This is a genomic window from Herbaspirillum lusitanum, assembly GCF_046025995.1.
Classification (GTDB): domain Bacteria; phylum Pseudomonadota; class Gammaproteobacteria; order Burkholderiales; family Burkholderiaceae_D; genus Herbaspirillum; species Herbaspirillum lusitanum_A.
This window is the reverse complement of the sequence record NZ_JAQQFM010000005.1, coordinates 1-13,453: the sequence shown is the minus strand read 5'-3', so window position 1 is coordinate 13,453 and position 13,453 is coordinate 1. Positions and strand designations below refer to the sequence as shown.

Annotated in this window: 11 protein-coding genes and 1 pseudogene; 4 read left to right on the top strand and 8 right to left on the bottom strand. The window is 60.3% G+C overall.

Features of this window, described 5'->3' with window-relative positions:
- Entirely contained in the window at positions 1 to 1,128 is a 1,128-nt protein-coding gene (gene lptF / locus PQR62_RS11365; RefSeq protein ID WP_408157915.1) for an LPS export ABC transporter permease LptF, read from the bottom strand.
- A 43-nt stretch (positions 1,129 to 1,171) separates the two neighbouring features.
- Between lptF and PQR62_RS11360 the strand changes: the two genes are divergently transcribed.
- From PQR62_RS11360 to PQR62_RS11350, 3 genes are all read left to right on the top strand, one after another.
- Positions 1,172 to 2,692, top strand: a complete 1,521-nt coding sequence (locus PQR62_RS11360; protein ID WP_408157913.1) for a leucyl aminopeptidase — start codon at positions 1,172 to 1,174, stop codon at positions 2,690 to 2,692.
- Positions 2,693 to 2,890: 198 nt separating this feature from the next.
- On the top strand, positions 2,891 to 3,808 hold the full coding sequence (locus tag PQR62_RS11355) for a dienelactone hydrolase family protein (RefSeq protein WP_408157911.1): 918 nt from the start codon (positions 2,891 to 2,893) through the stop codon (positions 3,806 to 3,808).
- A 220-nt stretch (positions 3,809 to 4,028) separates the two neighbouring features.
- Positions 4,029 to 5,129, top strand: coding sequence for an alkene reductase (locus tag PQR62_RS11350; protein WP_408157909.1), 1,101 nt, complete (start codon positions 4,029 to 4,031; stop codon positions 5,127 to 5,129).
- A 73-nt stretch (positions 5,130 to 5,202) separates the two neighbouring features.
- On the opposite strand, the gene PQR62_RS11345 is transcribed toward PQR62_RS11350, so the two are convergent.
- The 7 genes from PQR62_RS11345 to PQR62_RS11315 all read right to left on the bottom strand — a co-directional run bounded on the left by PQR62_RS11345 (position 5,203) and on the right by PQR62_RS11315 (position 12,644).
- Entirely contained in the window at positions 5,203 to 6,075 is an 873-nt protein-coding gene (locus PQR62_RS11345) for an L-fucono-1,5-lactonase (protein ID WP_408157907.1), read from the bottom strand.
- 123 nt (positions 6,076 to 6,198) lie between these two features.
- Positions 6,199 to 7,149: an ABC transporter substrate-binding protein gene (locus PQR62_RS11340; protein ID WP_408157905.1), complete on the bottom strand. Its 951-nt coding sequence runs from the start codon at positions 7,147 to 7,149 to the stop codon at positions 6,199 to 6,201.
- A 119-nt stretch (positions 7,150 to 7,268) separates the two neighbouring features.
- Entirely contained in the window at positions 7,269 to 8,312 is a 1,044-nt protein-coding gene (locus PQR62_RS11335; protein WP_408158534.1) for an ABC transporter permease, read from the bottom strand.
- A gap of 109 nt (positions 8,313 to 8,421) precedes the next feature.
- Positions 8,422 to 9,993, bottom strand: a complete 1,572-nt coding sequence (locus PQR62_RS11330; RefSeq protein WP_408157904.1) for a sugar ABC transporter ATP-binding protein — start codon at positions 9,991 to 9,993, stop codon at positions 8,422 to 8,424.
- Positions 9,994 to 10,137: 144 nt separating this feature from the next.
- Complete coding sequence (locus PQR62_RS11325; RefSeq protein WP_408157902.1) at positions 10,138 to 10,476, bottom strand: L-rhamnose mutarotase; 339 nt, start codon at positions 10,474 to 10,476, stop codon at positions 10,138 to 10,140.
- A gap of 29 nt (positions 10,477 to 10,505) precedes the next feature.
- Positions 10,506 to 11,282, bottom strand: a complete 777-nt coding sequence (locus tag PQR62_RS11320) for an SDR family oxidoreductase (protein ID WP_408157900.1) — start codon at positions 11,280 to 11,282, stop codon at positions 10,506 to 10,508.
- 84 nt (positions 11,283 to 11,366) lie between these two features.
- On the bottom strand, positions 11,367 to 12,644 hold the full coding sequence (locus PQR62_RS11315) for an L-fuconate dehydratase (RefSeq protein ID WP_408157898.1): 1,278 nt from the start codon (positions 12,642 to 12,644) through the stop codon (positions 11,367 to 11,369).
- A gap of 581 nt (positions 12,645 to 13,225) precedes the next feature.
- On the opposite strand from PQR62_RS11315, the pseudogene PQR62_RS11310 reads away from it, so the two are divergent.
- A pseudogene (locus PQR62_RS11310) lies at positions 13,226 to 13,453 on the top strand (hypothetical protein); the annotation flags it as partial.

Below are 13,453 nucleotides of genomic sequence, written 5' to 3'. Positions count from 1 at the left end.
TCAGGCCTGCCGCTTGAAAGAAATTGCACGGCGAAGGGCCGACCACAACACGCCCGGGTGATAGCGGCTGTTGATATTAAGACGCAGCGCGAACAGGGCGAACACCAGCAAGCCGACCATCAGGTGCACCGGCCACCAGGCCAGCATGAAGGACATGCGCTCCTGCGCCACCGATGCCTGGAACACGCTGACGGTATTGCTGTAGACCACGAACAGCAGCAGCGCCACCAGCAGACCGATGGAACGGCCGGCGCGCGGATTGACGAAGGACAGCGGAATCGCCAGCAGCATGAGCATCACGCCCATCAGCGGCAAGGCCAGACGCCACAGCAATTCGCCGCGCGCAAAACCGTCGTTCTTGGCCAGCAGTTCGTTGAGTTGCAGCGCGCGCGCCGACTTGTCGCCGGCGGCGGATTGCGACTGATTGCCGACCAGCAGACCGTATTTTTCAAACTCGACCATCTGAAAATCCGGCTGGCTCGGGGTGCCGTCGTAACGGCGGCCCTGGCTCATGACCACGAATTTTTCGCCATCCTTGTCGACCTGCATCTCGCCTTCTTTAGCCACCACGATGCTGTTCTTGCCCTCGCTGATGGTGTTGACGAAGATGTTCTTGACCTTGGAAGCGTCGCCCGAAATGCCTTCGACGAAGAAAATGCGGTTGGCGCTGGCCGATTCCTGGAACTTGCCGGGTGAAACGCGCGCGATGTCTTCGCGCTTTTCAAAGCGCTCGCGGAATTCCGAGCTTTGCTGATTGGCCCAGGGCGTCACCACAAAACTGAGCACGGCGGTTAATAGAATGATGGGCCAGCCGAAACGCAGCACAGGAGAAATCCAGCGCGTCAGACTGAGGCCGCAGGCGAACCAGACCACGATTTCAGAGTCCTGATAGCTGCGGGTCATGACCAGCAGCACGGAAATGAAGCCGGTCAGGATCAGAATGACCGGCATGTAATTGAGCGACTGAAAACCGATGAGCGCCAATACGTCCTGCGAGCCGACCTGGCCTCCGGCCGCCTGGCCGAGGATCTTGATCAGCATCACAGTGAGCGTAATGGTGAAGAGCGTAGTGAAGACAGCACCGGCGGTGCTCATCAATTCGCGTCGAAGTGCGCGCTGAAAAATCATTCGAAGCTTATAATCGCGAGGTAAATCAAACAAAGGATGAGCGATGGACTTTAGCATAAAAACATTGGACGCCAAAAACTCGGTAACTACCGTCAAAACTGGCGCTCTGGTCGTCGGCGTATTTGAAAACCGCAAGCTGACCGGCGCAGCACGCGCGCTCGACAAGCTGGGCGCGATCAGCAATGCGCTGAAATCCGGCGACATCAGCGGCAAACCCGGCTCCACCCTGCTGCTGCGTGGCGTCACCGGCGTCGCTGCAGAACGCATTGTACTGGTCGGTCTGGGAGCGGAAGAAACCATCGCCGACAAGAGTTTCGCGCTGGCGGCCCAGGCCGTGGTGCGCGTGCTCGCTACGCTGGGTTGCAATGATGCGGCGCTGGCCTTGCCGGCCGATCAGATCAAGGGCCGCGATTTGTCGTGGGCGCTGCGTTGCGTGGTGCTGGCCGGCCGTGACTTCATCTATCGCACGGATGTCTTGAAAAGCAAGAAAGATCCGGTGCCCACCGGCGTCAAGAAAGTCACCGTGCTGGTCGATGCGGCAGCAGCAAGCGCCGCCAAGGATGGTCTGGCCGAAGCCGTGGCGCTGGCCAACGGCATGGCGCTGACCAAGGACCTCGGCAACCTGCCGGGCAATGTCTGCACCCCGACTTACCTGGCCAACACCGCCAAGAAGCTGGCCAAGGAATTCAAGCTCAACGTCGAAGTGCTGGACCGCAAACAACTGCAGGCGCTGAAGATGGGCAGCTTCCTGTCGGTCAGCAACGGCAGCGACGAACCACCCAAGTTCATCGTGCTCAAGCACATGGGCGGCAAGTCCAAGGACGCGCCGGTGGTGCTGGTCGGCAAGGGCATCACTTTCGACACCGGCGGCATTTCGCTCAAGCCGGGTCTGAACATGGATGAGATGAAGTACGACATGTGCGGCGCCGCCTCGGTGCTGGGCACCTTCCGCACCATCGCCGAACTGGGCCTCAAGCTGAACGTGATCGGCGTCATCCCGACCTGCGAAAACATGCCATCGGGCACTGCCACCAAGCCGGGCGACATCGTCACTTCGATGTCCGGCCAGACGATTGAAGTGCTCAACACCGACGCGGAAGGCCGTCTGATTCTGTGCGATGCGCTGACCTACGTCGAACGCTTCAAGCCGGCCGCCGTGATCGACATCGCGACCCTGACCGGTGCCTGCATCGTGGCCCTCGGCCACCACAACTCGGGCCTGTTCACGCGCGAAGACGAAGCCCACGACCAGCTCGCCAACGATCTGCTGACAGCCGGCAAGTCCAGCGGCGACACTGCATGGCGCATGCCGATTCAGGACGTGTATCAGGAGCAACTGAAGTCCAACTTCGCCGACATCGCCAACATCGGCGGCCAGCCGGCCGGCAGCGTCACCGCCGCCTGCTTCCTGGAGCGCTTCACCCGCAAGTACACCTGGGCCCACCTCGACATCGCCGGCACCGCCTGGAAGAGCGGCGCAGCGAAAGGCGCCAGCGGCCGTCCGGTGCCGCTGCTGACCAGCTACCTGCTGGCGCAGGCGCGCAGCAAGTCGGCGCGCGGCTGATCGCAAGCCCATCGCTTGCAACATGCAGCATCCCGAAAGCCACCGCTCAGCCGGTGGCTTTTTTCATGGCCGCGAGGCCGACGTAAATATATATGCGAATAGCGGAGCGTCCTGCGCATGACACTATTGCCGCCATCACCATCCGCATCGCGCTGGAATTCGCTTGCTTCAGCGCTGCCGATCAGTTTCTTATTACTCATGTTTACCGCGCCGCTCGGCTTCGCGGCAGCTGATGAACCGCCCGCAGCGGATGCGCCTGCCATCGATACCGTCTATTTCCCGGCAGCCGATGGCAAGACCGAACTGGTCGGCTATGTTTTCCGGCCGGCGGGAGCCGGCCCCCATCCGGCCATCGTCATGCTGCATGGGCGCGCCGGGCCTTACTCCAGCCGCGTCAATGTCTCATGCACGCGCGTGGCGCGCGATCTGCCCTCACCCTGCAATGCCACTACGCTATCGCTGCGGCATGCGATGTGGGGCCGCTATTGGGCTGCCCACGGCTATCTGGCCTTGCATGTAGACAGCTTCGGCCCGCGCGGCATGGCGCACGGTTTCGGCCGCCATACGCACGGTGCAGCACAGCGTGCCGCAGTCAACGAACTGGATGTGCGCCCTGGTGATGCCGAAGCCGCGCTGGCTTATCTGAGCGCAAATCCCGATGTGCTGCCCAAGCGCATCATGCTGCAAGGCTGGTCGAACGGCGGCAGCACTGCGCTGAATGTGATGCTGCTGCAGGCTGCCGCCCACACCGCTGATGCTGCCGACGGACGTCCACGCTTCCGCGCCGCCTTGGCCTTCTATCCCGGCTGCGGCCCGGCGGCGGTGCTGAGCCGCGCATATCGGGCCGATACCGAGCTCTTCGTATTTCTGGCCGGCGACGATGAAGAAGTCTCGCCCGCGACCTGTCAGCGCTTACTAAGCAGCAGCTCAGTCTCGGCGGGCGGCCCGTCCCCGGTGGTCACGCTCTACCCGGGCGCCAGTCACGACTTCGACGATCCCGGTCGCCAGCGCCAGTCGCTGGAGGCCAATCGACTGGCCAGGGCCGACGTGATGCAGCGCGCAATAAAACTGCTTGATGCTCTGCCATCCGGCCCCACTTCTTCCCCAGGGCATTGATCTCAGGGTGAGAATTTTTCCGAAAAGCAAGTCCAGCGGCGTTCTGCATTAAAAATAATTCTCGACTAGACTGGTCGGGTTTTAAATCAAGCGCCGCGCAAGCCCGAGATAGCAAGGCACCTGCTTGCTTCCCTCGGCACAAGTTCCGAACGTGTTTTCGCTACGCATGATCTGCGGCGAAAACATGCATTTCCCGAAGACAACAACAGAAAGGAATTACATGAGCACTGCCAGCCAATCCAGCGATCTCTTCAAGCCAGTACAACTTGGCGCTGTCCAACTGCAAAACCGTATCGTGATGGCGCCGCTGACCCGCAGCCGCGCCCAGGCCGGCGACATCCCCAGCGAACTGGCGCCCGAATACTACGCGCAACGCGCCGGCGCCGGGCTGATCATCGCCGAAGCCACGCAGATTTCGCCGCAAGGCAAGGGCTATGCTTTCACCCCCGGCATCTACAACGATGCGCAGGTCGCCGGCTGGAAGAAAGTCACCGATGCCGTGCACGCCAAGGGCGGCCGTATTTTCCTGCAGTTGTGGCACGTCGGCCGCATCTCGCATCCATCGCTGCAGCCGGACGGTGCTTTGCCGGTAGCGCCTTCGGCGGTCAAGCCTGAAGGCAAGGCCTTCACCGAAACCGGTTTCGAGGATTTCGTCACGCCGCGCGCGCTGGAACTGTCGGAATTGCCGGCCTTGATCGAGAGCTACAAAACCGCAGCGCAACTGGCGATCAAGGCCGGTTTCGACGGCGTTGAAATCCACGCCGCGAATGGCTATCTGCTGGATCAGTTCCTGCGCGACAAGACCAATCTGCGCACCGACGCCTACGGCGGCAGTATCGAAAACCGCGCGCGTCTGCTGCTGGAAGTAGTGGCAGCCGTGACCTCGGTAGTGCCGAGCGAGCGCGTCGGCATCCGCCTGTCGCCGATCAGTCCGGCCAACGATTGCGCAGACAGCAATCCCAAGGAAATCTTCAGCTACGTGGTTGAACAACTGAACCGCTTCAAGCTGGTGTATCTGCACGTGGTGGAAGGCGCTACCGGCGGTCCGCGCGAAGTGCCAAACGGTTTCGACCTGCAAGTGCTGCGCGACCTGTTCAAGGGCTTCTACATGGCCAACAACGGCTACGATCTGGAGATGGCGCTCAAGGCGCGCTCGGCCAATCTGGCCGATCTGGTGGCTTTCGGCCGCCCCTTCATCGCCAATCCGGATCTGGTCGAGCGCCTCAAGCAAGGCGCCGAACTGGCGCAGTTCGATGCCGCCACGCTATACGGCGGCGGTGCCAAGGGCTATACCGATTACCCCAAGCTGAATCTGGCGTAAGCAAAGCCCTGCATAAAAAAAGCCGGCCGCGATTGATTCGCGGCCGGCTTTCTGTTTTCTAAAGCGTATTTCGTCAGTTGGCGATGCCGTAACAGCGCGCCGCCGTGCCGCCCCACAATTGCGCCTGCTCATCGGCCGACAGACGAGTCTCGGCCCACTCTTCCACCAGGCTCGCAACACGCGAATAGGAAGCCGCCAGCAGGCACACCGGCCAATCCGAACCGAACATCAGGCGCTGCGGGCCGAAAGCATCGAGCGCCGAATCCAGACACAGCCGGATATGTTCGAAGTCGCTCTGGCGCAAACCGCGCTTCCAGTCGGCCTCAGTGACCAGCCCCGACAACTTGCAGGCCACATGCGGCAATTGCGCCAGCGCAGTCAGCTGTTCGCGCCAGCGGGCGAAGGCCGGACTGCCCTTGCCGAATTCGCGCAAAGCCGGCTTGCCGAGATGGTCGAGCACCAGCCAGTGCTGGTCGTGCCGCGCGCAAAATGTCTGTGTCGCCGGCAACTGCGATTCAAACACCAGCACGTCATACACATATTCTTCACTTTGCAGCCAGGCCATGCCGCGATTGAAATCATCGCGCGCCAGAAAGGCCGCAACGTCTTCCTCATCCTGCAGCTGATGCCGCAAGCCGAGCAGCGCGGTGCCTTCCCATTCCTGCATGCGCGCCGCCAGTTCAGGCGCCGCAATATCTTCCCAGCCGACCACCCCGGCGATACGCGGATTGGTGCGCGCCAGCTCCAGCAAGAAACGCGTTTCCTCGCGCCCGGCGCGCGCCTGCACGGCGATCGAGCCGTCCAGCTTCTGCGCCTGCAGCAAGGGCTGCAGTTCAGCCGGCAATTTGTCTTGCGCCAGCAAATCCATGCACGCGCCTATCCAGGGATAATCCTCAGCGCGGTAGCGCCAGAAATGCTGATGCGAATCGATGCGCAACTGAGTCATTCAGTATTCCGATAATTCTGAAACCAATTTCATTTGAAAACAGGCCTGGCATCGAGACTATCAATGCGCGGGCCTGCGCTTGAGCCAATAAGCGAATGCTCAAGGCATGCGCAATCAGACCGCTCAGTCGTACAAGGCTGCCGCAACCTTAGGATCGGTCATATTGGTCTTGTCGTACCAGTAGAAGCCGGTGTCGATGATCTTCGGCAGAGTTTCACCCTTGAGCGCCTTGACCGCAGCTTCCACGGTCTTGTAGCCGATACCGACCGGATTCTGGGTGATGGCGCCGGCCATCAGGCCATCGCGCACCGCATCTTTCTGTTGCTTGCCCGAGTCGTAACCGATGATCACGATCTTGCGCTTCATTTCGCGTACGCCGTTGAGCACACCGATGGCAGAACCTTCATTGGTGCCGAATGCGCCCTTCAGTTTCGGATAAGCCTGCAGGATGGACTTCATCACTTCCGTCGACTTCAACTGGTCGCCCGCGCCGTACTGGATGCTGACGATCTTGATCTTCGGATAGGTCGACTTGATGCGATCGACGAAACCATCGCGGCGGTCGATACCGGTACGGCTGGTCTGGTCATGCGCAACCACGGCCACTTCGCCTTCCTTGCCGATCAGCTCGGCCATCTTGTCGGCGGCCAGTGCTGCGGCGGCCTTGTTGTCGGTGGTCGCGGTGGTCACCGGAATATCGCTGTCGACGCCGGAGTCAAACGCCACCACCGGAATCTTCGCGGCCTGCGCCTTCTTCAGCAAAGGCAGTGCCGCCTTGCTGTCGAGCGCGGCGAAACCGATCGCCTTGGGCTTCTTGGCCAAGGCCGCCGACAGCATGTCGATCTGCTTGTCGACCATGGCTTCGGTCTCAGGACCTTCGAAGCTGACCTTGACGTTGTAGTCCTTGGCGGCCTGATTGGCGCCCGCCTTCACCGCCTGCCAGAACTGGTGCTGGAAGCCCTTGGAGATCAGCGGAATATAGGTTTCCTGCGCCTGCGCCAGCCCGCTGACGCCGCTCATGCCGAGCGCGAAAGTCAGACCGAGGGCGATGTTCAATGTTCTTCTCTTTATCATTATTAAAGTCTCCTGATGGTTGATGTGAAGCATTACAGCGATTGCGGGGAAAACCGGCGCCGCAGGCAGCCGTCACGGAAGACGGCAAGGCGGACGCCGTGCAATGGGGTTAAAACGACTTATTGCTTGCGGCGGCGCAGAATATCCATGTAGACCGCCAGAATGATGATCACGCCGGTGACCACGGTCTGCCACTCCTGCGCCACCGACATGATGCGCAGACCGTTGGTCAGCACGCTCATGATGAAGGCGCCGATGATGGTGCCGAGTATGGTGCCGGCGCCGCCCGAGAGCGAGGTGCCGCCGATCACCACGGCGGCGATCGCATCCAGTTCATAGCCCTGGCCGAGAGCCGGCTGCGCCGAATTCAGACGCGAGGCGATCAAGAGACCGGCGATGCCGCAGATGGCGCCGCCGACCGAATAGACCATGACCTTCCAGTAGTCGACATTCACGCCCGACAGCCGCAGCGCTTCTTCATTGCTGCCCAGCGCGAAGGTGTAGCGGCCGAATACGGTCTTGTTGAGCAGCACGCTGGCGCCGATGGCGACCAGGAACAGGATCAGCACCGCGTTGGGAATCGGCAGCGCCGGGATCAGATCGCCAATGAAGGAGTCCTGCGAAATCATCGAGAAGCCCGGCGTATCGTTGAAGTAGATCGGACGCGTGCCGGAGATCACCAGCGACAGGCCCTTGAGCAACATCATCATGCCCAGCGTGGCGATGAACGGCGGCACCTTGAGCTTGGCGATCACCATGCCCGACGCCCAGCCGCACAGCGCACCAAAGAAGATCGCGGCGGCGATGCCGAGATAAATCGGCATGCCCATGTTGGTCAGCACCACGCCGGTCATCACGGCGCAGAAAGTCATCAGCGTGCCGACCGACAAATCGATGCCGGCAGTGATGATGACGAAGGTGCAGGCAATCGCCAGCACGCCGTTGACCGCCGTCGATTGCAAGATGCTGACCAGATTGTCGACTTCCAGGAAGTTGGAATTGGCGAAACTGAAGAACACCATCAGCACCAGCAGACTGGCGAAGGCCAGCAGCTTTTGCCGTGCGGCGGGATTGAACAGTCGGGCGCGCAGGCCGCCGGCAGCGGCGTCAGGCACGGCGGTGGCAGCTGCAGGAGTATTGGAAGCGGAAGATGGTGAAGTCATGGTGAGCTTGACCTGTGAAGGTGAATGAGGATGTTGGGCCATGATCGTCCTGGGACTGTGATCTCGGTTACGTGAATTTGTGAATATCTGAATACGTGAATGCGCCGGTTCACTGAGTGACGACGGATTCGCGCTGCGTCGCCAGCTGCATGATTTTTTCCTGTGTGGCTTCGGCTGCGCTCAGCTCGCCGGTGATGCGCCCTTCGCACATGACCAGCACGCGATGGCTCATGCGCAGCACTTCCGGTAGCTCGGAGGAAATCATCACGATGGCCTTGCCCTGCTCTGCCAGCGCGTTGAGCAATTTGTAGATTTCACTCTTGGCGCCGATGTCGATGCCGCGCGTGGGCTCGTCGAAAAACAGGATGTCGCAGTCGCGCAGCAACCACTTGGCGATCACGATCTTTTGCTGATTGCCGCCCGACAGCAAACGCGCCGGCTGATCGATGGACGGCGTCTTGATGCCGAGCTGGCGCACATAGCCTTCAGCCGTGCGGCGGATCGCCGCCTGATCGAGGAAGATACCGTTCTTCGCGAAACTGCCCAGACTCGACATTGCCACATTGGTCTTCACATCCAGCGACGTCGCCAGACCGAAATGCTTGCGGTCTTCCGACAGATAGCCGATGCCGTGCGCCACTGCATCGGCCGGCGATTTGATCATCGCGCGGCCGCCATGCACATGAATCTCGCCGGCATCGATGGGATCGGCGCCAAAAACGGCGCGCGCCACCTCGGTGCGGCCGGCGCCCATCAGCCCGGCAAAGCCGAGAATCTCGCCCTTGCGCAGCTTGAAACTGACGTCCTTGATCGCGCTGCCGCGCGACAGGCCTTTGACTTCCAGCACGACATCATTGGCCGAGGTATCTGGCACTTCGCCGCTGGCGCCTTCCAGCTGACGGCCGACCATCATGCTGATGATGGTGTCCATCGGCGTCTCGGCGGTCGGCACGGTGGCGATGTATTTGCCGTCGCGCATGACCGTGACGCGATTGGAAATCTGGCGCAGCTCATCCATCTTGTGCGAGATGTAGACGATGCCCACGCCCAGCGCCTGCAGATCGCGGATGATGCGGAACAGGTCGTCGATCTCGGCGTTGTTGAGCGCGGCGGTCGGCTCATCCATGATCAGCACGCGCGAATCGAAGGACAGTGCGCGCGCAATTTCGACCATCTGCTGGCGCGCCACCGTGAGCTGCCCGACCGGCGTACGCGGATCGAGATCCAGCCGCAGGCGCTCGAAGATGGCGGCGGTGCGACGATTGATGGCCTGCTCGTCCAGCAGCAGGCCGAAGCCGCGACGCGGCTCGCGGCCGATGAACATGTTCTGTGCGGCGCTCAGGTGATTCATCAGGTTCAGTTCCTGATGGATGATGGCGATGCCCAGACGCTGCGCGCTGCGCGGGTCGGGAATCTCGACCGGCTTGCCGTCCATCAGAATCTCGCCGGCGTCCTTTTGATACACGCCGGACAGAATCTTCATCAGCGTCGATTTGCCGGCGCCATTCTCGCCCATCAGCGCATGCACTTCGCCCGGCAGCAGATCGAGCTGGCAATTGTCCAGCGCCAGCACGCCCGGGAAGCGCTTGCTGACGTTCCTCAAGGAAATCAATGGCTGCACAGCGCCGTTCGATGTGGCTGCGTTTGTTCCTGATACTGCGGTGAATTCTGTTTGCTGCATGTCTGCCTCGTCTTTCTTGCCCTGCCGATCTGCCTGCCGATTCGTTGGCGGATCAAGGTTCATGGCTGTTACCTGCTGCGTCGCCTTGTTCTTGTTATGGCGTTCGCCGATTCACTACACCTCCACTGCACTTTCACTGCACTTTCACTGCGCCGACAGATCGAAGATCTTGTTCATCGGCGTCCACTTCTCGCCGGCTGGCGTCCATGGTGTCGGCGCCTGAAAGCGCCACATCAGTTCTTCCCATTCACGCACCTTGGGCTGATCCACCACGGCCTGCGCCATTTTGGCGGCGTCGTACACCGCGTCGTCGGTTTCCATCAGCATGGTCATGCGCGTGCCGAGCCGGTAAATTTCCATGCCGAGCACGCCATGCGCGCGCAGATGTGTGGCGATTTCCGGCCAGATCCGGCGGTGATGCTGCTCATAGCCGGCGATCAGCTCGGGCTCATCCTTCAGGTCAAGTGCCAGGCAATAGCGCATGGTGATCGCTCCTCAAACAGTGTTCTTGACTAGGAAAGAGCCCGATCCAGATGGGTATAACCGCCATCGACGAAGACCCATTGCCCGGTGGTGTGCGAAGCACGCTCCGATAGCAGAAAGACCGCCGTATCGGCCATTTCTTCCGAGGTCGTGAAGCGTTTTCCGAACGGGATTTTTGCGGTGATGGCCGCCAGCTTCTCTTCCGGATTCTCGAAACTGGAAATCCAGTTTTCATACAGCGGCGTCATCACCTCGGCCGGTATCAGCGCATTCACGCGCACGCCGTCGGCGGCCAGCGCCGCCGCCCATTCGCGCGTCAGCGAGAGTTGTGCGCCCTTGGATGCGCAGTAGCCGCTGGTGTTGCCTTGCCCGGTCACGGCCGTCTTCGATGAGACATTGACGATGGCGCCGCGACTCTGTTTCAGATGCGGCACGCAGTAATGCGCCATGACGTAGTAATGGATCAGATTTTTTTCCAGCGACAACACGAAGGCGTCGCGCCCGGCATCCAGGCCGATGTTGTCGTTGATGCCGGCATTGTTGACCAGACCGTCCAGACGGCCGAAGGCTTGCACCGTTTCAGCCACCGCTTCGCGGCATCTGGCATCGTCCATCAGATCAAGCAGAAAGAAACGCGCCCTGGCCTGCTTGTGCAACAGCGCCGCCTTGAATTCAGGATCGGGCTGGCTGCGCCCGAACACCACCGGAATCGCGCCCTCTTCAGCCAGTTGCATCGAGATCGCGCCGCCGATGCCCGAGGCGCCGCCGGTCACGATCACCACCTTGTCTTTCAGATGTAAATCCACGTCTTGTCTCCGTTCCGCTTTTTCTTTTTGTGCTGTCTGTCGCCGCTTCAAATATGACAGACGGCGCTGATTCCCTTCGGGATATCAGCCCTTGAATTGGTACTGCGCCAGCGACTCCGGCTTCATCGTGATCGAAAATCCGGGCGCAGTCGGCGGCATGTAAGCCGCATCCCTGATGACACAGGGATCGACGAAATGCTCGTGCAGGTGATCGACGTATTCGGTCACGCGGCCCTGCTTGCTGCCGGAGATGCAGACGTAATCGATCATCGACAGATGCTGCACGTACTCGCACAGGCCGACGCCGCCGGCATGCGGGCACACCGGCAAGTCGTACTTGGCGGCCATCAGCAGCACCGCCAGAATTTCATTGACGCCGCCCAGGCGGCAGGAATCGATCTGCACTACGTCGATCGCACCGCGCATGATGAATTGCTTGAACAGCACGCGGTTCTGGCACATCTCGCCGGTCGCGACCTTGACTGCGCCTATGCCTTCGCCAATCTTGCGATGGCCTTCGACGTCGTCCGGACTGGTCGGCTCTTCGATGAACCAGGGTCTGGCGAAGGCCAGCTCGTTGACCCAGGCAATCGCCTGATCGACTTCCCAGACCTGATTGGCATCGATCATCAGATGCCGGTCGGCGCCGATCACTTCGCGTGCAATCGTGACGCGACGCTTGTCGTCCGCTAGATCGCGGCCGACCTTGAGCTTGATGTGATTGAAACCGCCGTCTATGGCTTCCTGGCACAGGCGGCGCAGCTTGGCGTCGTCGTAGCCGAGCCAGCCGGCAGAAGTGGTGTAGCAGGGATAACCTTCCTGCTCCAGCAGACGAATGCGCTCGGCCTTGCCGCCTTCCTGCTTGCGCAGCAGCGCCAGCGCCTGCTCCGGCGTGATGCAGTCGGTGATGTAGCGGAAGTCGATGCTGCGCACCAGTTCTTCCGGCGACATGTCGGCCACCAGTTTCCACAGCGGCTTGCCTTCGGCCTTGGCCCACAGGTCCCAGGCGGCATTGACCACCGCGCCGGTGGCCAGATGAATTGCGCCCTTGTCCGGGCCGATCCAGCGCAACTGGCTATCCGAAGTCACATGGCGCCAGAAGCGGCCCATGTCGGCGCTGATCCAGTCCAGATCGAGACCAACCACCAGATGCTCCATGGCCTTGATCGCGGCACAGCAGATTTCATTGCCGCGGCCGATGGTGAAAGTCAGGCCGTGGCCTTCGAGGCCGGGCTGATCGGTTTCCAGCACCACATAGGCGGCGGAGTAATCAGGATCGGGATTCATGGCGTCCGATCCGTCCAGCGATTGCGAGGTAGGAAAGCGCACGTCCAGCACGCGCATGGAAATAATTTTGGTCATCGTCTCTGTTGCCGTCTATGCAGTTTGCAATCTGGTGGATCAGGCTCAGGTCCTGCATTCCACTGTGTATCCCATTCATCACGCCGGGCGGCGGTGCCGCTGCCCCGGCGCTGTATTGAGTTCGTCTCGTGCTGCCTTGTTTCTGGTTGTGCATCTCGCCGGCCTTGCCAGTCGCTATTGCTGCATTTCGATGGCGCCGGGCGCTCATCTGAGGTGCTGCTGTTTTGGCGTGTGGCGATTATTACACCGCAAAATGAATTCATCAATAAAATTTAATTTTATATTTAAGTTTTCCTTGCTAAGATCCGGATGCTTCTGAATCGGCTGAATTTGCCGCGAAACAAGGCATTGATAACCAAATTCACTAGAGAGATATCAAAATCAAGATGATTGATTACCAATGAATTGCTCGATACAAGTCGATATATTTTGAAATTAATTTTTATAAGTAAAATTTAAATTCACTTCAAGCAATAAAAAGGAGGACACGCTCTCATTCAGATCTGCCACGGGAAGGCCGGGCTTACACCGCCACCAGGCCGCAAGCATCACAAAACAAGCATAAGATTCGGAGACTCAGCATGAAAAAAAGCACAGCGCTGCCACAACGCAGCCATAAGAAACCACGTCCATCATCAAGCATGCGCGGCAGCCGTCTGCTGGCGGCCGGCGCGATCACTATCGCCACGGCGGCCACGCTGGCCTCCTCTGCGCAAGCACAGACCAGCGTCACCATCTACGGCCGGGTGGTTGCCGGTATCGACATTCAAAGCAATGTGCATCAGGCCAACGGCAACACCGGCACGCAG